The sequence below is a fragment of the Rhodobacteraceae bacterium M385 genome (genome assembly GCA_025141835.1).
Classification (GTDB): domain Bacteria; phylum Pseudomonadota; class Alphaproteobacteria; order Rhodobacterales; family Rhodobacteraceae; genus Gymnodinialimonas.
Genome location: CP081102.1, coordinates 1591429 through 1612892, shown reverse-complemented (window position 1 = coordinate 1612892; position 21464 = coordinate 1591429). Strand labels below are relative to the sequence as shown.

General features: G+C 62.3%; 19 protein-coding genes. 13 read left to right on the top strand and 6 right to left on the bottom strand.

Annotated elements, in window-relative coordinates:
• Positions 1-96 precede the first annotated feature (96 nt).
• The 6 genes from lptF to rsmA all read left to right on the top strand — a co-directional run bounded on the left by lptF (position 97) and on the right by rsmA (position 7771).
• On the top strand, positions 97-1215 hold the full coding sequence (gene lptF / locus K3728_07890; GenBank protein ID UWQ97485.1) for an LPS export ABC transporter permease LptF: 1119 nt from the start codon (positions 97-99) through the stop codon (positions 1213-1215).
• Positions 1212-2306 (top strand): LPS export ABC transporter permease LptG, encoded by a 1095-nt coding sequence (lptG, locus tag K3728_07885; protein ID UWQ97126.1) that lies wholly within the window; start codon positions 1212-1214, stop codon positions 2304-2306. The genes lptF and lptG overlap by 4 nt, the downstream gene beginning before the upstream one ends.
• Positions 2303-4441: an LPS assembly protein LptD gene (gene lptD, locus K3728_07880; protein ID UWQ97125.1), complete on the top strand. Its 2139-nt coding sequence runs from the start codon at positions 2303-2305 to the stop codon at positions 4439-4441. The genes lptG and lptD overlap by 4 nt, the downstream gene beginning before the upstream one ends.
• A gap of 56 nt (positions 4442-4497) precedes the next feature.
• Positions 4498-5772, top strand: a complete 1275-nt coding sequence (locus tag K3728_07875; protein ID UWQ97124.1) for a peptidylprolyl isomerase — start codon at positions 4498-4500, stop codon at positions 5770-5772.
• The gene (pdxA, locus tag K3728_07870) at positions 5773-6777 is read left to right on the top strand and encodes a 4-hydroxythreonine-4-phosphate dehydrogenase PdxA (protein ID UWQ97123.1); all 1005 of its coding nucleotides are present in this window, start codon (positions 5773-5775) and stop codon (positions 6775-6777) included. It abuts the gene before it with no gap.
• A 136-nt stretch (positions 6778-6913) separates the two neighbouring features.
• Positions 6914-7771 carry a 16S rRNA (adenine(1518)-N(6)/adenine(1519)-N(6))-dimethyltransferase RsmA gene (rsmA, locus tag K3728_07865; protein ID UWQ97122.1) on the top strand — a complete coding sequence of 286 codons (858 nt, stop codon included), beginning with the start codon at positions 6914-6916 and terminating at the stop codon, positions 7769-7771.
• Positions 7772-7843: 72 nt separating this feature from the next.
• Here rsmA and K3728_07860 read toward each other — a convergent pair whose 3' ends face one another.
• The 4 genes from K3728_07860 to K3728_07845 all read right to left on the bottom strand — a co-directional run bounded on the left by K3728_07860 (position 7844) and on the right by K3728_07845 (position 11159).
• Entirely contained in the window at positions 7844-8563 is a 720-nt protein-coding gene (locus K3728_07860; GenBank protein UWQ97121.1) for a DUF4167 domain-containing protein, read from the bottom strand.
• 234 nt (positions 8564-8797) lie between these two features.
• Positions 8798-9622 carry a peptide chain release factor N(5)-glutamine methyltransferase gene (prmC, locus tag K3728_07855; GenBank protein ID UWQ97484.1) on the bottom strand — a complete coding sequence of 275 codons (825 nt, stop codon included), beginning with the start codon at positions 9620-9622 and terminating at the stop codon, positions 8798-8800.
• A gap of 11 nt (positions 9623-9633) precedes the next feature.
• Entirely contained in the window at positions 9634-10701 is a 1068-nt protein-coding gene (prfA, locus tag K3728_07850; GenBank protein UWQ97120.1) for a peptide chain release factor 1, read from the bottom strand.
• Positions 10701-11159, bottom strand: a complete 459-nt coding sequence (locus tag K3728_07845) for a DUF1499 domain-containing protein (protein UWQ97119.1) — start codon at positions 11157-11159, stop codon at positions 10701-10703. Before K3728_07845 ends, prfA begins: the two co-directional genes overlap by 1 nt.
• 155 nt (positions 11160-11314) lie before the next feature.
• Here K3728_07845 and K3728_07840 point away from each other — a divergent pair, with 155 nt between their 5' ends.
• Both K3728_07840 and K3728_07835 read left to right on the top strand, forming a co-directional pair.
• Positions 11315-12250: a nucleoside hydrolase gene (locus tag K3728_07840; protein ID UWQ97118.1), complete on the top strand. Its 936-nt coding sequence runs from the start codon at positions 11315-11317 to the stop codon at positions 12248-12250.
• A gap of 94 nt (positions 12251-12344) precedes the next feature.
• Positions 12345-13784 (top strand): YdiU family protein, encoded by a 1440-nt coding sequence (locus K3728_07835; protein ID UWQ97117.1) that lies wholly within the window; start codon positions 12345-12347, stop codon positions 13782-13784.
• Between the two features lie 91 nt (positions 13785-13875).
• On the opposite strand, the gene K3728_07830 is transcribed toward K3728_07835, so the two are convergent.
• Positions 13876-14769 carry a DMT family transporter gene (locus K3728_07830; GenBank protein UWQ97116.1) on the bottom strand — a complete coding sequence of 298 codons (894 nt, stop codon included), beginning with the start codon at positions 14767-14769 and terminating at the stop codon, positions 13876-13878.
• A gap of 166 nt (positions 14770-14935) precedes the next feature.
• Here K3728_07830 and K3728_07825 point away from each other — a divergent pair, with 166 nt between their 5' ends.
• The 5 genes from K3728_07825 (at position 14936) to K3728_07805 (ending at position 20312) form a co-directional block, all read left to right on the top strand.
• Complete coding sequence (locus K3728_07825) at positions 14936-15844, top strand: tellurite resistance TerB family protein (protein ID UWQ97115.1); 909 nt, start codon at positions 14936-14938, stop codon at positions 15842-15844.
• A 103-nt stretch (positions 15845-15947) separates the two neighbouring features.
• Positions 15948-16361 carry a transcriptional repressor gene (locus tag K3728_07820; protein ID UWQ97114.1) on the top strand — a complete coding sequence of 138 codons (414 nt, stop codon included), beginning with the start codon at positions 15948-15950 and terminating at the stop codon, positions 16359-16361.
• 271 nt (positions 16362-16632) lie between these two features.
• Complete coding sequence (locus K3728_07815) at positions 16633-17493, top strand: DMT family transporter (GenBank protein UWQ97113.1); 861 nt, start codon at positions 16633-16635, stop codon at positions 17491-17493.
• Positions 17494-17577: 84 nt separating this feature from the next.
• The gene (gene eno, locus K3728_07810) at positions 17578-18855 is read left to right on the top strand and encodes a phosphopyruvate hydratase (GenBank protein ID UWQ97112.1); all 1278 of its coding nucleotides are present in this window, start codon (positions 17578-17580) and stop codon (positions 18853-18855) included.
• A 101-nt stretch (positions 18856-18956) separates the two neighbouring features.
• On the top strand, positions 18957-20312 hold the full coding sequence (locus K3728_07805) for a hypothetical protein (GenBank protein UWQ97111.1): 1356 nt from the start codon (positions 18957-18959) through the stop codon (positions 20310-20312).
• Here K3728_07805 and K3728_07800 read toward each other — a convergent pair.
• Complete coding sequence (locus tag K3728_07800; GenBank protein ID UWQ97110.1) at positions 20309-21454, bottom strand: anhydro-N-acetylmuramic acid kinase; 1146 nt, start codon at positions 21452-21454, stop codon at positions 20309-20311. The genes K3728_07805 and K3728_07800 overlap by 4 nt on opposite strands.
• Between the last annotated feature and the right edge of the window lie 10 nt (positions 21455-21464).

Here is a 21464-nt window from a genome sequence, read left to right as displayed (position 1 = left end):
GGCCAGATCGCCCCTACGCAAGCCGGAAAAACTGCTCTAAAACATAGATGACGCGGTCGGGCTGCCACCCGGACACCGCATATGGGGGTACCCGGCTTGGGTCAATTCGACCGATATATCCTAAGACAGCTTGTGATGCTGTTCGGGTTCTTCAGCCTTGTGCTGGTGTCGGTCTATTGGGTCAATCAAGCCGCACGGCTGTTCGACACCCTGATTGCAGACGGCCAGAACATCAGCGTGTTTCTCGAGTTCTCGGCCCTGACCCTGCCGTGGATCGTGCAATTGATCCTGCCCGTGTCAGCCTTCGTGGCAACGCTTTACATCTTCAACCGCCTTATTAGCGATTCCGAGCTGGTCGTGTTGCAGACCGCTGGTCTGTCGGCGCTGCGCCTGTTGCGCCCGGTCTTTGTGTTTGGCTGCCTGATGGCCATTTTGGTGGCCCTGCTCAGCAATTTTCTGGCCCCCACTGCACGGGCGCAGTTCTTGCAGCGCCAAGCCGAGGTGCGCGACGATCTGACGGGCCGCTTCCTGCGCGCCGGAGAGTTCATTCACCCTGCCGCTGGTCTAACTGTCTACATTCGCGAAATCAGCGAGTTGGGCGAGTTTCGCGACCTGTTCCTGCAAGATACCTCCACCCCCGGGGTTGAGGTGACGTATACCGCCACCGACGCGCTTTTGGTGCGCTCGGACAGTGGGCCAAGGTTGGTGATGTTTGATGGGGTCGCCCAGACGCTGGACTTGGAAACCGGGCGCTTGGCGACGATTTCCTTCAACGATTTCACCTATTCCGTTGCCAGCCTGATGAACGACGGAGCCCTGCGGCGGGTGAATGTGCGGGAGCTTCCGACAGCATTTCTGCTTACGGCGGATGAGCGTTTGGCCACCCTTCTCGATATTCCCTTAGCCCATATGCTGTTTGAGGGGCATGACAGGCTGGCCCAATCCCTTTTCGTGATCTTCGTGCCGCTGATCGGGGCCGCGTCGCTGATGCTTGGCAGTTTCTCGCGCTTTGGGGTGTGGAAGCAAATCCTGATCGCGGTGGCGCTGGTTTTGCCGATGCAGATGGTGCGCAATGCCGGCGAATCCATCGTGCGCGCCGATGCGGACGCTTGGCCCATGGCCTATGCACAACCGGCGCTGGCGGCCAGTATCGCGGCGGCCATGGTGATCTTGGCAATGCGCAGGTCCACCCGGTGGTGGAGCATCCCGGCATGATCCTTCACCTTTATATCGCGCGGCGTTTCCTGGTTGCCTTTGGGATCGTGTTAGCGGTGTTCGTGGCCATTTTGCTGCCCATCGATATGGCCGACCAGTTGCGCCGCATTGGCGCCGATCAGGGTTTTTCCGCCGTGCTGCAATTGGCGTTGCTGAACCTGCCCCGCAGTCTGACCGGCCTGATGCCCTTGTTCGTGATGCTGGCCACGTTGGTGCTGTTCCTTGGTCTCGCGCGCACGTCGGAACTGGTGGTTGTCCGGGCGGCTGGACGCTCTGCCCTAAAGTCGGCGAGCGCGCCGGTCGTGGTTGCCCTGCTGATCGGGGCATTGTCCTTGCTGATCCTAAATCCGTTGGTTGCCACCACCGCCCGCCAATACGATCTGACGCTGGCGCGTCTGTCGGGGCTGGAAAGCCGCTCGGTCTCGGTGACCGGTGAGGGGTTGTGGCTGCGCCAGGGCGTCGAAAGCGAGCAGACAGTGATCCGCGCTTCGGCCACAAATTCGGACGGGACGCATCTGTTCGACGCCTCGTTCTTCACCTTCGATGTCGATGGCCTTTTGCTGGAACGACTGGACGCCCGCGAAGCCTTGCTGGAACGGGAGGCATGGACCCTAACGGACGTAAAGCGCTGGCCCCTTGCCGGATCTGCCAACGCCGAGGCCGATGCCGCTTATTTCGACACGCTGATCCTGCCCTCGACCCTTACGGCCGAGCAAATCCGCGATAGCTTCGGTGACCCGGAAACTGTACCGATATTCGAGCTTCCGGGCTTCATTCGCCAACTCAACGAGGCGGGCTTTGCAGCGTTGCAACACCGCACATGGTTCCAGATGCAGCTGTCCTCGCCGCTCTTGCTGGCCGCGATGGTGTTGATCGGCGCGGGCTTCACGATGCGCCATACCCGCTTTGGCAAAACCGGCGTGATGGTGCTGCTATCCATCCTGTTTGGCTTTGGCGTTGTGTTCATTCGCCGCTTCGCAGAAGTTCTTGGGGAAACCGGGCAAGTGGCCGCCCCTCTTGTCGCTTGGACACCGCCGATTGCTGCAATCCTCTTGGCGCTCGGCTTTTTATTGCATACGGAGGATGGGTGACCCGCCGCGTCGGACATATCGCTGCGGTCGTTTTGGCCGCTGTCGCCTGCCTCTCGTCTCCGGGGGCGGCGCAGGAATCGTCTGCGCCTGCCACGCTGATTGCTGACAACATCCGTTTTAACGGGTCCAGCACTGTCACGGCACGCGGCGCGGTAGAGGTGTTCTACGAAGGCACGCGGCTACGCGCCGAATCCATTACCTATGACGGCACCGCCGACAATTTGCGCGTGCAAGGCCCGCTGACGCTGGTAGACGCCGACGGCGGCACTGTCTTCGTCGCCGACTTCGCCGAATTGTCTGCGGATTTGCAAAACGGTGTGCTGCAATCGGCGCGGCTGGTTCTGGACCGCCAGTTGCAGGTCGCCGCCACCGAGATCACCCATTCAGAGGGCCGCTACACGCAGCTTTATCAAGCCGTCGCCTCGTCGTGTGAGGTCTGTTTCGACAACCCCACCCCGCTGTGGGAAATCCGCGCCCGCCGCATCATCCATGATGCCGAGGAACAGCAGCTTTATTTCGACAACGCGCAGTTCCGCGTTTTGGGCATACCGGTGTTCTTTCTGCCCCGCATGCGCCTACCCGACCCCACGCTGGAACGCGCGACAGGTTTCCTTGCCCCCTCCATCAGTGCCGATGATCTGACGGGTACGCAGATTCGGGTGCCCTATTTCATCGAATTGGGCGACCATGCCGACATCACGATTACACCTTGGATCGGCCTTGGCACCCAGACAGTGGAACTGCGCTACCGGCAAGCCTACCGCAACGGCGAGTTGGAAATTGACGGTGCCGTGTCTTGGGACGATCTGACAGACAACGACACCCGCGCCTATCTGTTCGGCGACGCAAGTTTCGAGCTTCCCCGCGACTACACCCTGGATGTACAAGTGCAGGCCGTCAGCGATCGGGGCTACCTGACAACTTATGGTTTCAACTCTCCCGACCTGTTGGAAAGCTACGCTCGCGTCAGCCGGGTGCAACGCGATGAGTATATCGAGGCCTCGGCCACCCTATACGAGTCTTTGCGCGAAGGCGTCGATAACGAGACCCTGCCGACCCGTGTCGCCCATGCCGAAATCACCCGCCGGATCGAGCCGCCCGTGATCGGCGGCACCTTGACCGCAGAATTGGAAGGCACCGGGTTCTATCGCTACTCCAGTGTCGATGGCGATGACGGGCGTGATGTGTTCCGCGTCACCGGCGCATTGGACTGGCAACGCTCGGAAACCTTTGGCGGGCTGTTGACCACGTTTCAGGGCGCTTTGCATGGGGGCGTTTACAACACCCTGCAAGACAGTGCCTTTGACACGACAGTGCAGCGTCTGACCCCCTATGCCGCCGTGGAATTGCGCTATCCGTTTCAAGCGATCAGCGAAACTGGCGTTAGCCATGTGATCGAGCCGATTGCGCAGGTTGTGTGGTCCGATTCCTATGGAAACGCCCCGCCCAATGAAGACAGCTTCATTGTGGAGTTTGACGAGGCGAACCTGTTCTCCCTCGACCGGCTGCCCGGCTCTGACCGGCGCGAAATCGGGGCGCGGGCCAACCTTGGCCTGACCTATAGCCGCGTCGCGCCGGGCGGGCTGACCCTTGGTCTGGGCGGCGGTGTCGTCCTGCGGTCCGAGGATGAAGGACAGTTCACCGACGGCTCGGGGCTGGATGGGATGCAATCCGACTACTTGCTGGCCGCCCATGTCAGCTTCAATGACACGTTCAGCTTCATCAACCGGTCCCTTTTCGACACGTCCTTCGACTTCACCTCCAGCGAGTTTGCCTTGTACTGGAGCGGGGACCGCCACGAGATCGTTTCGACTTATACGTTCCTGGAGGCCGACAGCGGCGAACAGCGCGATGATCCTCTGGCAGAACTGGCCTTCGACGGCGAGTATATGCTGAATAGCGGCTGGGACGCGGGGCTGGATTTCCGCTATGACTTCTTTGGCAATGAAGCCACCCGCGCAGCCGTGACTTTGGGCTATACGAATGAATGTCTGGATATGGAGTTTTCGGTCGCGCGCCGATATACGACTACCAGCGCCGTTGAACCGGCCACAACCTTTGGCCTGACGGTATCGTTGGCCGGGTTTGGGGCCGGGCGCGAAGGCCGCTCGGTGGCGCGTAGTTGCCGCGGCTAGGGCTCGAATTGGGTCCGGGATTGAATGACGCCCCGCAACAGCGTGGGCAGAGAAGAATGAACAGGGGTTCACTTATGAACGGCATGGTCTTGGCAGCACTTCGTTTGCGGCAGATGACACAGCAAGTGGCGGCATTGTTGGTGCTGTGCCTTGGGGTAGCGATTGCCGCCCCCGCTGCGGCGCAAAACCCCTTCTCTGTCGCGATTGAAGTCGATGATAGCGTCGTCACGAACTACGAGATTTCCCAACGGATGTTGTTCCTTCAGGCGCTGAATGCGCAAGGCGACCTGCGCCAACAGGCGATCGAGGCGCTGGTGAACGAGCGTTTGCAAGTGAACGCAGGGTTGGCCGTTGGGGCCGAAGCCTCTCCCGATGCGATTGAGGCGGGCTTGGGCGAATTTGCCGCCCGTGCCAACCTTGGGCCCGAGCAATTCCTGCGCCAGATGGGTCAGGCGGGCGTTGCCCCCGAAACCGTGCGTGACTTTGTGGCCAACGGCATCACATGGCGCAATGTCGTGCGCGCCCGCTTCGCGCCGCTGGTAGAAATCACCGACGAAGATGTAGAACGGGCGTTGGAACTGGGAACCGTTCTGGGCGGCGGTATCGAGATCGCGCTGGCCGAGATCATTATTCCTGTCACCCCGGAAAACCAATCGAATTTGCAGTCTGAACTGGGCCGCCTTGGCAGCCAGATCAACGGCGACGTTGAACAATTCTCGGAAGCCGCCCGCCGCTTCTCTGCCGCGCCCACCCGTGAGGCCGGAGGCGTCACCGGATGGCGCCCCCTGAACCAACTGCCCGAAGGCCTGCGAGAAATGTTCATGAACATGGGCTACGGTCAGGTCAGCCAGCCCGTGCCCTTGGGCGGAGGCCAGGCCTATGCTCTGTTCCAATTCCGTGGCCAGCGCGAGGTTACCTCTCCGCGTCTGCCGATCACCGCGATTGACTATGTCACCGTTGCGATCCCCGGCGGCCGCTCTGCCGAGGCGCTGGCCGAAGCCGCGCGCCTGAACAGCGCCGTCGATGTTTGCAACGACTTCAACGGCGTGATCCCCCATGCCTTTGAACGCCACAACGTGCCGCCAAGCCAAGTCCCCGACGATATCGCCCTTGCCCTGCGCACTTTGGACAACCACGAGATGACCACCGCTGTCACCCGCAACAACGGCACCGTGCTTCTGGCCGTGATGTTGTGTGACCGCGTTTCAGCCGAGCCGGAAGCGGGCGTCGATGGCATCCGAGAGCAGCTTTTCGGTCAGCAAATGCAACGCTTGTCGGCGAATTATCTGGAACAGCTGCGTGGCGAAGCCCGCATCAACTACGTCAACTAAATGACCCTCCAGCAGACGGCCCCTATCGCCCTGTCCGTGGGCGAGCCTGCGGGCGTTGGTCCGGAAATAGCTGCCCGTGCTTGGGCGGCCTTGGGCGCGGATCTGCCGTTTTTCGTGATCGGTGACCCGGCGCATTTGGCGGGCCATGGCGCGGCGGTAGTTGAAATCACGTCCCCGGCCGAGGCGCTTATGGCCAGCCGCAGCGGCTTGCCGGTTTTGCCTCATCCCTTCGCCGCCCCCGCCGTTCCGGGCCAACCGGACCCGGCCAATGCCCAAGGGGTCATTGATGTGATCGCACGGGGCGTGGATCTGGTAATGCGCGGCGAGGCCTCGGCGCTGACAACCGGGCCGATCCACAAGAAGGCCCTTAAAGACGGCGCGGGTTTCGCCTTCCCCGGCCATACCGAATACCTCGCCCACTTGGCGGGTGTGGACCGTGTCGTAATGATGCTCGCCTGCCGTGAGTTGCGCGTGGTGCCGGTGACGATCCACATTGCCATTGATGCGGTCCCCGCAGCCCTCAGCCCTGACCTGTTGCGCGACACGATCCGCATCACCGAAACTGCCCTGCGCCAAGATTTCGGCATAAGCGCCCCAAGGATCGCTGTGGCGGGCCTGAACCCCCATGCGGGCGAAGGGGGCGCGATGGGCCATGAGGAAATCGACATGATCGCCCCCGTACTGGACGCATTGCGCGCGGAAGGGATGACGATCACCGGGCCCGCTTCCGCCGACACGATGTTCCACGCCAGCGCCCGCGCCCGCTATGACGCGGCGGTGGCGATGTACCACGACCAGGCGCTGATCCCGATCAAGACCATCGACTTTGCCGGCGGCGTGAACGTGACCCTCGGGTTGCCGTTCATTCGCACCTCTCCCGATCATGGCACCGCCTTTGATATCGCCGGAAAAGGTGTGGCTGATGCGACCTCGTTAATTGCCGCGCTGAACATGGCCCGTGATATGGCCGAAGCGCGGGCTCTTGCACGGGCCGCGCCCCAATGACCCGGTGTTTCGCCCCTTGCCTTCGGGCGTGCTCGGGCCCCAATGGGCCCCTGCGCCCCGCAAGCGACGTGGCAAATTGCACAGCGCCTTTGGCGCCGCACAATCTGAGGGCGCGCTCCATCAGAAAGGACGCGCCATGAGCGGCATCGACGATCTACCCCCTCTGCGAGAGGTCATCGCCACCCATGAGTTGTCTGCCCGCAAGGCACTGGGGCAGAACTTCCTGCTGGACCTGAACCTGACCGCCAAGATTGCCCGTCTGGCCGGCGACCTTTCCGGCGCGGATATTCTAGAGGTCGGCCCCGGCCCCGGCGGTCTGACGCGGGGGCTTCTGGCGGAAGGGGCCCGCCGGGTCGTGGCCGTGGAAAAAGACCCCCGCTGCCTGCCCGTTCTGGCCGAGATCGAGGCCGCCTATCCCGGCAAGTTGAAGGTTCTGAACGCCGACGCGCTGGAGCTGGATTGGGAGACAGAGCTGCAAGCGCCGCGCAAGATCGTGGCCAACCTGCCCTATAACGTGGGCACCGAATTGCTGGTGCGCTGGCTGACCCCCGCCTCTTGGCCCCCCCCTTGGGAAAGCCTGACGCTGATGTTTCAGCGCGAAGTGGCGGAACGGATCGTCGCCAAACCCGGCTCCAAAACCTACGGGCGATTGGCGATCCTGTCTCAATGGCGCTCGGACCCTCGGATCGTGATGAGCCTCCCGCCTGAGGCCTTTTCCCCGCCGCCCAAGGTGCATTCCGCTGTGGTTCATTTCACCGCCCTCCCCGCCCCCCGCTTCGAAGCTGACGCCCGCGTGCTATCGCGCGTTGTCGCCACCGCCTTCGGGCAACGGCGCAAGATGCTGCGGGCGGCCCTGAAGGGCCTTGCCCCGGATATCGAAGATCGCCTGCTGGCCGCCGGGCTGAAGCCCACGGACCGGGCCGAGCAAGTGCCGCTGGAAGGGTTCTGCGCCCTGGCCCGAGCGATGGAAGACGTGATTACCCCACGCGGCTAAACGGACGCCCGCGCACCGGTGCGTTTCTCCCAATTAAAAAAGGGGCCCGCGAAGGCCCCTTTTTCGTATCGCTTATTCCGCTGCTTCTTGCGGAGGCTTACCGTCTCCGCCGTCGTTGCCCGCTGGGGCTTCCGGCGCGGGTGCTTCCGCCGCAGGCGCATCGCTTGGGGCGTCCTTAGGCGTATCCGCCTTGCGCCGCCGGGTCCGGGGCCGCTTGGGCTTCGGCGCGCTTTCAGGCGTTTCTACCAGACCGCTATCACCGTTGGCTGGATCGATGACGGCGTCAAAAGAGCCCTGTTGAGCTTCCACGACGGGCTGATCGGTCTTGCCCTGATCGTGCTGCTTTTGGTCCGCCTGTTGGCCGCCCTGCTGCTGGTGATCCTGGCCGCCACCACGGTTGCGGCGGTTGCCGCCCTTATGGTCGCCTTGATTGTTGTTACCCGGATTGCCGCCCTGCTGGTCGTTGCCGCCCTGCTGGTTGCCGCCGCCACCTTGGTTATTTTGCTGGTTGGCCTGATGTTGGGCCTGCTTGGCATCTTGCTCGCGCTGCGCTTGGGCCAACATGCGGGTGTAATGCTCCGCATGCTGCTGAAAGCTCTCAGCGGCCACGCGGTCGTTGGACAACTGCGCGTCACGGGTCAGCTGGTTATACTTATCGACAATCTGCTGCGGCGTGCCGCGCACTTTGCCTTCGGGGCCCGACGAGTCGAATACCCGATTAACAATATTCCCAACCGAGCCATTGCGGTTGCGGTTACCTTTGGACCGCGAGCGGTTCTTCGAAGATCTCATGTGTGTACTAATCCAGTGGTCCTGGTTGGCGGCCACATCGCAACTTTGGCGGGGCCCGGGAAGTCTCAGTCTGCGCGTGGTTGTGCCGGGTCCTGGCACTGCGCGATCTGGCGAGAAAAGCGCGGCGGGCTTGGAAAGCCTCGGTTCGCGCTTGAAAGTGATTACACATGTGCGCCGCGTTGAGTCTAGCACAAATTAGCGAATAACAGTGTTTTCCGCACGAAATCGCGCTGTTTACCGCCGAAAGCCCCGCACAACGCGGGATTTTCCGTTAAGGTCCGTTAACACCTTGATATCGGACAGGTCCGCGCCCGCGAAAAGAGCCGCCACAGCCGCCCCCTGATCATAGCCGATTTCAACCATCAACGCGCCGCCGGGGCGCAGGTGGGCGGGCGCTTGGGCGGCAATGATGCGGTAGGCATCCAACCCGTCACCGCCGGGGGTCAGGGCGATCTCCGGCTCCCACTGGGTGATCTCGGGCTGCAACGTGGCGTAGGTTTCCGCGTCTACATAGGGCGGGTTGGACACAATCAGGTCGAAGCTGCCCTCGATCGCGGTCAGCCAATCGCTTTGCACCAAAGTGACGCGGTCGGCGACGCCAAGGCTCTCGGCATTCTCAGCCGCCACCGCCAACGCCGCCGCCGATATGTCGCTGGCCACCGCTTCCGCCTCCGGCAGTTCCGCCAATAACGTCAGCGCCACGGTGCCAGGCCCGGTGCCCAAATCCAAGAAGCGGCGAGGAGAGGCCGCCAAAGCGGCATCGAGGAGCCGTTCGGTATCGGCACGCGGAGACAGCACATCGGGCGTGACTCGGAACAGGCGGTCGCGAAACGCCGCAAAGCCAAGGATCTGCGCCAAGGGCTGGCGGCTGCGTCGTGCGGCAATAATCGCGTCCAATTGCGCGGGATCGCCCTCAAACACATCGCCACCGCTGACGCTTTGCTGAACCCGGCTCAGTCCCGTCAGATGCGAGATAACAAGGCTCGCCTCCCGGCCCGCCTCATAGCTGCCAGCGAAATCCTTAACGGCGTTAACGTAAGCGATATGGAGATCGCGCAGGCGCGGCTTACTCACCCGTTCATCTCGGCCAGTTTCATCGCCTGATCCTCGGCCGTCAGGGCATCCACGATCTCGTCCAGATCGCCCTGCATCACCGCGTCCAGCTTATAAAGCGTCAGGTTAATCCGGTGGTCGGTCATCCGCCCTTGGGGGAAATTATAGGTCCTGATCCGTTCAGATCGGTCGCCCGAGCCAATCTGCGCCTTGCGGTCCGCGGCCATGGCATCATCGGCCTTCTGGCGTTCCAGATCATAGAGCCGCGTGCGCAGGGTTTGCATCGCGATTTCACGGTTGCGATGCTGCGACTTCTCGGAGCTGACCACTACGATCCCCGACGGCACATGGGTAATGCGCACGGCGGAATCGGTGGTGTTCACATGCTGCCCGCCTGCCCCGCTGGCACGCATCGTGTCGATGCGGATATCCGTGGCGGGGATGTCGATATCCACGTCCTCGGCCTCGGGCAGAACGGCGACAGTAGCGGCAGAGGTATGGATACGCCCGCCAGATTCTGTTTCCGGCACCCGTTGCACCCGGTGCACGCCGGATTCGAACTTCAGGCGCGCAAAGACGTTTTCGCCTTCCACCCGCGCCGTGCATTCCTTGATCCCGCCCAGATCGCTTTCCTGCAAATCAACCAGCTCAATCCGCCAGCCCCGCGCCTCGGCATAGCGCGTATACATGCGCAGCAGATCACCGGCGAAAAGCGCCGCTTCGTCGCCGCCGGTGCCGGGGCGGATCTCGATCATCGCGGGGCGCGCGTCGGCGGCATCCTTGGGCAAAAGCGCCAGTTGCAGGCTTTGCTCGGCTTCGGGGAGCGCGGCCTCCAGGCGCGGCAGTTCCTCCAGCGCCAGCGGCTTCATGTCGGGGTCTTCCAACATCGCTTGGGCTTCTTCCAGATCCGCCAAAAGCTGCTCGTAGGCGGCAATCTCGGTCACAACGGGCTTCAGCTCGGCATATTCCCGGCTGATCTTCGCAATTTCCGAGGCGTCCGGCCCACCATTCAACTGAGCCTCAAGAAACTCGAACCGATCCGTGATTTGGCGCAAACGGTCGCGCGGAAGGCTACTGGCCACCATTATGCGTCACCCAATTCGCCACGGGCCGCCGTCAGCCAGCGGTGGACGCGCACCGTGTTCACCCCAAGGTCGCTATACCCGTAGCGCGACCGAGAGAAGATGTGCATCCGCGTCGTGTCCCCTTCCGGCACCAACCGAATGGAGATGAAATCGGGGTATCCCATGACCCGCGAGCGCACGACATAGGTGACAAAGCCTTCGCCCAACGACCCGGCCAGAACCCTTGCGCCTTCGGCCTCGGCGATCTCTTGCAGGCGTCCGGCAACGGCCAATGCGGGCGCGTCAATCGACGTGGCCCCGCCACCCGCGATCAAAGAGTAGTTCGGCGTCGTGGGCGGCGTTACCGTTTCAGGGTCCACATGCCAACGGGCCACGTCGATGGGAGCGAGGCGAACGAAAACCGCAGCCGCAAGGATCAGGGCCACAAGGGCCGCGATGATATAAAGCAAAATACGCATGGGAAGGGAGATGCGCCGCATCGGCCCGCCCGTCAAGTCAGACACGACATTCGGGCGCATATTCGCCCTCGCGTAAACCGAGGCGTTATCGCCGCTGCGCCACCTTGCATCCCCCGCCCCGCTGCACTTTTATGCCCACGACCTCAGGAGGCCCCATGGCACGTAAAATCATCATCGACACTGACCCCGGCCAAGACGACGCAGTCGCCATCTTGTTGGCGCTGGCCTCTCCGGAGGTTGAGGTTCTGGGCCTTACCGCCGTGGCAGGCAACGTACCGCTGGAATTGACCGCCAAGAACACAAGGATCGTGTGCGAATTGGCGGGCCGCCCGGATGTGCCGGTGTTTGCCGGTTGTGATCGCCCGATGAAACAGCCCCTTGTGACGGCGGAACATGTCCACGGGAAAACCGGCCTCGACGGGCCTGTGATGCCCGATCCAACCATGGCGCTGCGCGATCGGCACGGGGTGGACTTCATCATCGACACCCTGCGGGCAGAACCGTCGGGCAGCGTCACGCTTTGCCCCTTGGGTCCGCTGACGAACATTGCCACGGCCTTTGAACGTGCCCCCGATATCGTTGAAAAGGTGCAGGAAATCGTACTGATGGGCGGCGCGTATTTTGAGGTGGGCAACATCACCCCCGCCGCCGAATTCAACATCTATGTGGACCCCGAAGCGGCGCAAGTTGTCTTTGCCTCCGGTCGTCCGATCACCGTGATGCCGCTGGACGTGACCCATAAGGCGCTGACCACCGCCCCGCGCGTGCGGGCGTTCCGGGACATGAAGACCAAGCCCGGCACCATGGTTGCGGAATGGACGGACTTCTTTGAGAGGTTCGACAAGGAGAAATACGGCAGCGCCGGTGCGCCGCTCCATGATCCCTGCGTGATCGCCTATCTGATCCGGCCCGAGCTGTTCTCGGGGCGGCTCGTCAACGTCGAGATCGAGGTCCAATCCCCCCTGACCCGAGGCATGACCGTCGCCGATTGGTGGGGCGTCACAGACCGAAAGAAAAACGCGATGTTCATGGGGGATATCGACGCCGATGGCTTCTTTGATTTGCTGATAGAGCGGATCGGCCGTTTGTAAGGGACGCACCGACAAAGCGGTAGGACCGTCGCGCCCATTGGACCCGAGCCCCAAAGCCCTTACATGGGGTGTCTCACCATGAAAGCCCGCCGCCATGACCGCCTTTCCCTTCGACAATTCCTATGCCGCCCTGCCGGATCGCTTCTTTACCCGTCAAGCCCCTACCCCGGTCGCTGATCCGGGGCTGATTGCCCTGAACCGCCCTCTGGCGGACCGTCTTGGCATAGACCTTGATGGCTCTGACGCCGACCTCGCACAGGTCTTTGCCGGGAACGTGGTGCCGAAGGGCGCAGAGCCCTTGGCACAAGTCTATGCGGGGCACCAATTTGGCGGTTGGTCCCCGCAATTGGGCGACGGGCGCGCGGTGCTGTTGGGAGAGGTCTTGGCCCCCAGTGGGGCGCGGTTTGATGTGCAGCTAAAGGGGGCTGGCCCCACCCCCTATTCGCGACGCGGCGATGGGCGCGCGTGGCTTGGCCCGGTGATCCGGGAATACATCGTGTCCGAGGCGATGGCCGCCCTTGGCATCCCCACCACCCGCGCCTTGGCCGCGGTGACAACCGGCGAAACGGTAGTGCGCGAAGGCCCGATGCCCGGCGGGGTGCTGACCCGCGTGGCGGCCTCTCATATCCGGGTGGGAACGTTCCAGTATTTTGCCGCCCGCCAGGACACAGAGGCGCTGCAAGCGCTGCTGGATCACACCATCGCCCGCCACTATCCCGATGCGGAAGGCCCCCTTGGGCTGCTGAACGCCGTGTTGCAGGCCCAAGCCGAATTGGTCGCGAGTTGGATGGGCGTAGGCTTTATTCACGGGGTGATGAACACCGACAACATGACGCTATCGGGCGAAACCATCGATTACGGCCCTTGCGCCTTCATGGATACCTATGAGGCGGGAAAGGTCTTTTCCTCGATCGACCAGTTCGGCCGCTACGCCTACGCACAACAGCCGCAAATCGCGGCGTGGAACCTGGCACAATTGGCCACGGCGTTGCTGCCCCTGATGCCTGACAGAGACGGCGCAATCGAGACGTTCACCGAGGCCGTCAACGGCTTCGCCGCCCGGTTCGATGCTGCATGGCACAACGTGTTGCGGGGGAAGCTGGGGTTAAGGGGCCAAGGCGATGACGATGCCGCCTTGGCCTTCGATCTGCTGCAACGGATGGAGCAAGGCGGGGCCGATTTCACCCAAACGTTCCGCGCCTTGTCCGGCCCGGAGCCTGAACGAGCCGCCGAGGCATGGGCTGCCCCCGCCCCTTTCGGGGCGTGGTTGGAAAACTGGAAGGCCCGGCTGGCGCAGGATGGCGTGTCAGAGGCCGAACGAATTACGCGGATGCAGGCAGTGAACCCCGCGTTGATCCCGCGCAATCACCGGGTGGAGGAGGCGATTGGTGCCGCTGTGGCCGGAGACTTTGGACCGTTCCAGCGGTTGCAGGGCGCATTGGCGGATCCGTTCACGGATCGCGCGGGGATTGTAGATTTGCAGGCCGCTCCTGCGCCCTCAGAGGCCGTGTTGCGCACTTTTTGCGGAACCTGAGCGCGGGGGTAAGGGAGGCGGTGTTGAGGGGCCAGCCCCTCAAACTCCCCGCGATATTTTTGAAAAGATGAAGGGGCGAAGTGAGGAGAGCCTAGCGCCGGCGCGGGGGGCGGTTGATGAGGATCAGGCCCAAGCAGACCAGAACAAGTGCTGCCATCAAGCCCAAGCCCACAGGCTCATCCAGCAGGAGCCAGCCAAGCGCCACACCGAAGACCGGGGACAGGAAAGAGAACGCCGCGACCGAGCCGGCCGGATAGATGGTCAGCAGCCAGAGCCAGAACAGGAAGCCCGCAGAGACAATAATGAGGATTTGCGCCCCGAGACCGATCCAGTGGATCAGTTCCGGTTCACGCAGGAACGGGCCGAAGAACACGGCAGCCAGCAGAAGCACGGGGGCGGAGATGGAGAGTTGCCAGAGCAATTGCATTTCTGGGCGGACCTCTTTGAGGGAGGTGGCCCGGGCGCAAAGGGCAATCGCGGCCCAGGTGATGGCCCCGAGCAGCGCAAGGAAGTCGCCAAGCAAGGAGGCCTCTCCCCCCGTTTCGCCGCGTAGGGTCAGGGCGATGACCACGCCCACAAAGGCGATGAAGAGGCCAGTGGATTTCATCGGCGTAAGGCGCTCGCCGGGGATTAGAAAGTGCGCGCCGAGCGCGAGCCACATGGGCATCGTATAGAAGATTACCGACGTGCGGGTGACGCTGGTGAGGTCAAGTGCCCAGAACAGGCAGATGAACTCTACCGCGAAGACCACGCCAATGAGCAGGCCCGCAGGTATCGTGCCGGGTTTGATCGCCACGGAGAGCCCACGATATTTCATCCAAGCGAAGATGACCAAGGCCCCCCCTAAGGAGCGAAGGCCCGCGAAGAACACCGGCTGGAGCCCCTCGTTCACCTGTTTGATCATCACCTGATTGAACGCGAGCAGCAGCGCAAAGCCGGTGAGGGAAATCGCGCCAAAGGCGTCAATCTGCGGTTTACGGTCCATGAAATACGCCCCCTTGCAACCTACACGGCAGTGCCGGGGGGCGAGGAGAGTGTCAAGAAAGGACGGGGGCTTTTTCTGGCTTCCGATGTGGGTGGCGCAGTTCAGGCTTTGCCGTTTGGGGCTGCTCTGCCATGGTGGCAGGCGTATTTTAGCAAAGGAATTCGATATGAGCCTATTGAGAACTTTAGCGACGGTTGCCGTTGGTGTAGCGGCCGCAAGGGGCGCGCGCAGCCTGGCAAACCGAGGCAGCCGCCGCGAGGAAGCGCGCGATCAGGGTGGTCTGCTCGATAGCCTAAGGGGGCACGATAACAGCGGCGGCGGACTTGGCGCATTATTGGGCGGAGGTGGTGCTGCAAGCGGCGGCGGGCTTGGCGAATTGTTGGAAGAATTCGGCGGCTCTGGCGCCTTGGGCGGATTGGGCGGCATGCTTGGTGGCGGGGCCGCGGGCGGCGCTTTGGGCGGGCTGCTCGGGGGCGGCAACCGAGGCGGAGCCGCGGGCTTTGGACGGCGGTTGAACCAGTCTCTGGCCAGCGGTGGAGAGCCGGAAGACGCCCCCACCGACGATGAAGAGGCCATGGCGGCGCTGATGATCCGGGCGATGATAATGGCGGCCAAATCCGACGGTCGCATTGACGGGGAAGAACGCGCGATGCTGACGGACCGTCTGGGCGATCTGAGCGCGCAGGAACGGCGCTTTGTAGAAGAAGAGTTGAACGCAAGGATCGACGTGCGGGATTTTGCCCGAGATGTGCCGGATCATCCGGGCTTGAAGGCGCAGATCTTCGCGGCGGCCATGTCGGCCATTGATGTCGATAGCCCCAGAGAGCGCGAGTTTGCAGAGGACCTCGCGGCGGCCTTGGGGTTGGAGGAAAAGGCCAGAGGCCATGTTCAGCGGCGCATGTCGGGCGGTTACGGTCAGCAGCCCGACGGTCCGTGGCAAAAGCAGGACATTGACCGGGCCTATTCGCAACCCATTCAGGCACCAAGCAGCGCCGGAGGACCGGTGCGCGGCACCAAGGGCATGCAAGGCAACGCTGGGATGGGCGATGGAACGGGACGGCCGTACCGAAAGTAGGCGCCAATCTGCCCGTGCGGGCTTTATCCGCACGGGCAAATCCCCTAGACCCCGCCCAGAAATGCCCCAATCCGTGACACGTGTTTCCGCGCGAGGACCTGCCATGACTGACACCATCGAGGATCGTTGCGCCGCCAAAGGCCTGCGTATGACCGAGCAGCGCCGCGTGATTGCGCGTGTGTTGCAACGCTCGGACGATCACCCGGATGTGGAGGAGCTCTATGGGCGTGCGGTGGCAGTGGACCCCAAGATCTCGATCGCGACGGTGTATCGGACGGTGAAACTGTTTGAGGAGGCAGGTATCCTCGACAAGTTGGAATTCGGCGATGGGCGCGCGCGTTATGAAGATGCGGAGCGGGATCATCATGACCACCTGATCGACATGAACTCGGGCGAAGTGATTGAGTTTCTGGACCCCGAGATTGAGGCGTTGCAGGAACGGATTGCACAAAAGCTGGGGTATCGGCTCAAGGGGCATCGGTTGGAACTTTACGGGGTTCCGATCAAGAAAGGCTGAATGGGATGAGTTGGGGTTCTTAAGCGTGAGAACCCGGGTATGCCCTTGTTTTTTTTTACCTTTGTGATTTTCGTTAACCATTAGGGGGCCGGCACCTCATCCGGGCCGGGTCCCGTCTTCGGCGTTGCGGCGGCTTGTGCTCCATGGGCGACGGCGGCGCCCGTGGCGGCGTTGGGATTGAGTTGTATTTGCCAAGGTGAAGGGGGCGCGTTTGCGCTGTCATCCGGGCGGGGGACGGCGTATGGCCGGGGGCAGGCAAAAGGGAGCGGGCATGGACAACCTCAAAGGTATGGGCTGGATGACTTTAGCGATGTTGGGATTCGCCTTGGCGGATACTTTCATCAAGCTGACCCTGGGCGCGTTACCTGTAGGCCAAGTCATTGCTGTCTTCGGCTTTGGCGGCGCGGTGATCTTTGGAGTTTGGGCCGTGTTGAAGGGGGACAAGTTCTTCGATTGGAGCCTGTTTACTAAGCCTTTCGTGTTTCGTTTGGTGTCCGAAGTCGTGGGGACGATGTGTTTCATCATCGCCCTAGCCTCCATCGAGTTGTCATTATTGTCGGCCATCATTCAGGCTAATCCATTGTTGGTGACCCTTGGCGCGGCGGTGTTCTTGGGCGCCAATGTCGGCTGGCGGCGGTGGGTGGCAATCCTGATCGGTTTGATCGGCGTATTGATTATCGTGCGCCCCGGTGTGGCCGGGTTTGACGCCAACAGCCTATGGGCCTTGGGGGCCGCGATTGGATTGACTGGGCGCGACCTGACCACGCGGGCGATCCCAAGGGATGTCTCGACCCTGTTATTGGCAGCCTGGGGATTTGTGGCGGCCGGCCTTTCGGGCGTGATTTTGTTGTCGGTGACCGGGGGCGCCGCCCTGCCCGATGGGCTGTTGACGTTGCAGCTAACGGGGGCGCTGATCTTCGCGCTGGTGGCCTATTACGCCGTGACTGCCGCCATGCGGATCGGCGATATCCCCACCGTTACGCCGTTTCGCTACACGCGGCTGGTCTTTGCCCTGATCCTTGCCTTCTTCGTCTTCCACGAGCGCCCGGATATGTGGACACTGATCGGGGCGGCTATTGTGATTGCGACCGGCCTCTACACCCTTTGGCGCGAAAGGCTTGTGGCGGCTTGAATGCGGCATGTTACCGCTAACAGAGCGCTTCGCCCTGACACAAACCTCTGCTATAGCGCCCGTAACGTCACTTAGGAGAGACCCATGAGCGTTATTATCGACATCCATGCCCGCGAGATCCTCGACAGCCGGGGCAACCCGACGGTGGAGGTTGATGTAACCTTGGAAGACGGCACCATGGGCCGCGCCGCGGTGCCCTCGGGCGCGTCCACTGGCGCTTATGAAGCCGTAGAGAAACGCGACGGCGACAAGAGCCGTTACAAAGGCAAGGGCGTTCTGGCCGCCGTTGAGGCCGTGAACGGAGAGATCGCCGACACGCTGGTAGGCTTTGACGCGACCGAGCAAGTCGCCATCGACCAAACAATGTGTGAGCTGGACGGCACCGACAACAAGGGTCGTTTGGGCGCCAACGCGATCCTTGGCGTATCGCTGGCCACCGCGAAGGCCGCCGCTGACTTCACCGCGCAGCCGTTGTATCGCTACGTGGGTGGCACCATGGCCCATGTTCTACCGGTGCCGATGATGAACATCATCAACGGCGGCGAGCATGCCGATAACCCCATCGACATCCAAGAATTCATGATTATGCCCGTGTCGGCCACATCCATCGCGGAAGCCGTGCGCATGGGTTCGGAAGTGTTCCACACCTTGAAGGGAGAGCTGTCCGCCGCAGGTCTATCCACGGGTATCGGTGATGAGGGCGGCTTTGCCCCCAACCTTTCCAGCACCCGTGACGCTTTGGACTTCGTCCTGAAATCCATCGAGAAGGCTGGCTACAAGCCTGGCGACGACATGGTTCTGGCGCTCGATTGTGCGGCGACGGAATACTACCGCGATGGCAAATATGAGCTGTCTGGCGAAGGCAAATCCCTCAGCAGCGAAGAAAACGTGAAGTATCTGGCGGCGCTGGTTGCTGATTATCCGATCTTCTCCATCGAAGACGGCATGGGCGAGGATGACTGGGACGGTTGGATCGCCCTGACCGAAGCCCTTGGCGACAAGGTGCAACTGGTCGGCGACGATCTTTTCGTGACCAACCCTGCCCGCCTGAGCGACGGGATCGACCGCAAGGCGGCGAACTCGTTGCTGGTGAAGGTGAACCAGATCGGCACGTTGACCGAAACACTGGCCGCCGTGAACATGGCGACGCGGGCGGGCTTCACCTCGGTCATGTCGCACCGCTCGGGCGAGACCGAGGACGCAACCATCGCAGACCTCGCCGTGGCAACGAACTGCGGGCAGATCAAAACCGGTTCTTTGGCACGGTCTGACCGGCTGGCGAAATACAATCAACTGATCCGTATTGAGGAACAGCTGGAAGAAACCGCCGTGTTTGCGGGCCGTACAATCCTGCGCGGATAATCATCTAAGTCAGGAGAAAACCTGACTAAAAACAGATGCTGACAGGTGTCACCATCCAAGGGTATGGTTTTTTTGCCCCACCCTTGGATAGGTGATCCTTCATGAAGCAGGCGACAATTTTCCAGCCTGAGATTGACCATTGTTCATCGGTCACGGACTTAGATCTACTTTGGCAGTCTCAGTTCGGCTCCCGTACTGAGGTATGGATTCGCTGTGTCTGCATTGCCCTCGCCGGGTTGTTGTTTTGGGCCTATGAAGGTGCCCTCATAGGGCCGATCTGGTCGGCGATCTATCTACTGGGGCTTTGGTCTCACTTCGTCCTTCTGCGCCCCAGAACCGATGGCAGCGCCCGGAACCGGTTCCTGTGTATCGCCAACTTTGGTTTCCTGTCGTGCCTCTATCTGGCGATGCCGGTCTACCTGATGATTGGTGGCCACCCTTTCCTGTCCTTCTGCGCCGCCTTGGCGGTCATCGCTTTTGCGGTGTTCACCCTGTTTCGATCCGAGCCGCCCGGCTACGTGGTTGCCTTTGAGGTGACCTTGATCTGGGGCTTGGTGGTGACAGCAGCCTATGCATTCATGCCCATCGGCGCGACCCCGCTCGAACACGGCCTGATCGCCGCCATGTGCATCGTGTTGGGCCTTTATTACACCATGGCCGTCGCCGCGACGCGAAAGGACCGGAAAGAACTGCGCCTTGCATTGCGGCGCAATCTTGAGGCCCAGAAGATGGAGGCGATTGGCCGCCTGTCCGGCGGGGTCGCCCATGATTTCAACAATATCCTCTCCGTCGTGCAGGGCAGTCTGGAACTGTATTATGAGGTGACGGATGAAGAGGAAAAGAACGCCCTCGTCGCCGATGCCAGCGCCGCAACCGCGCGCGCCTCGGGGCTGGTGGCGCAACTATTGGCCTTCGCCCGCCGCGCCCCTCTAGAGGCTCACCCCCACGACGCGCAAGCGCTCGTGAAAGGCCTGTGCACCTTGGCCGGACGCGTCTTACCCGCCAGTATCACGTTAGAGCATCAATTACCTGAAAAACAGGTGTTCGTGTTGGCCGATGCCACAAGGTTGCATGCGGCGCTGTTGAACCTGATCCTGAACGCCAGCGATGCGATGGAGGGGCACGGCAAAATCACCCTTGCCGTAGCACTAAAGGACGGCCCTGCCGACGCCGCGGGCACCCGGCCCGCAGAAAGCCCGCAGAACGCACATGTTTGCTTTCGGGTCGCAGACAATGGCCCTGGCATGACCCCCGAAGTTTCCCGACGCGCTGTCGAGCCATTTTTCACGACGAAATCAGTGGGTAAAGGGTCGGGTCTGGGCCTATCTATGACCATGGGATTTGCCGAACAATCGGGCGGCGCGATGCGGATCAAGACAAGCGCGGCGGGCACTACTGTGTTGCTGCATCTGCCCCTCTCCCTCTCAGCCGAAGTTTCCTCTGCGCCGCGCCGCTAGGCCAAGGCGGCCCCACCGGGACGCGAGCGCCGTCCGCCCCCCACGGGCGCAGCGACGCCAGTGGTTGAAGGGGCAGAGGTCGGCAAGCCCCGCGCCACGCGCACCGCGAGATAGGCGAAGGCCTGCGCCTCTAGCGCGTCACCGTCCAGCCCCACGTCTTCAACCGAAAGAACCTCTGTGCCGATGGCCTCGGCCAGCATCGCCATAAGCGTCTGGTTCAATCGGCCGCCGCCAGTGACCAGCACCTGTTTCGGACGCGTGGGCAGATGCGGCATCCCGCGCGCCACAGCCCCGGCTGATACGGCTGTTAGCGTCGCCACCGCATCCTTGTCGCTCAGATGCGCCACCGCGGCCCCCACCTGCGCAAAGGCATCGCGGTCCAAAGACTTGGGCGGAGCGACATCGAACCAAGGGTTTTGCAGAGCCGTTTCCAGCACGTTCATATCGATCTGCCCCTGCGCGGCCAACGCGCCACCGGCGTCAAAGCTGCCAAGGCCGCGCAGCGCCATCAGGTCATCAATCGGCGCATTTGCGGGTCCGGTATCAAATGCCACGCAGGCCCCCGGCATCTCGGGCGCGGCGACGGTGGGATCAACCCAAGTGATGTTGCCCACGCCGCCCAAATTGAGAAACGCCACCGGCCCCTTGGCCCCGATCCAGCGGGCGCAGGCCCAATGATAGAAGGGCGCAAGCGGCGCGCCCTGCCCGCCCATGCCCATGTCTGCGCTGCGAAAACCCCAGATCACCTCGACCCCAAGGGCCGTGGCAAGACGGGCCCCATCGCCCACCTGATGGGTGCGCCCGCCCTCAGGATCATGGGCAAGGGTTTGGCCGTGAAAGCCCAACATCTCAACCGGCGGAAAATCCACCATGGCGGCGATATGAGCAGCCTCGGTCACCCGCGCCGCCGCGTCAGCCCGCGCTTCGCCGGGCCATGCGCCCATGGCCGCGCGCAATACGGCGCGGTCGGCGTCAGAATAGGCCGCAGACCGGGCTTCTCCGATATCGGTTATCTCGATGCCATCGGTGCGCAGAATCGCCACATCTACTCCGTCAAAAGACGTGCCCGACATCGCCCCCGCTGCCCAAACAGGCGTGTATTGGGCACCATGATGCCCGGCCCTCTTTTCCTTACCCATCATTCCCGCTAGA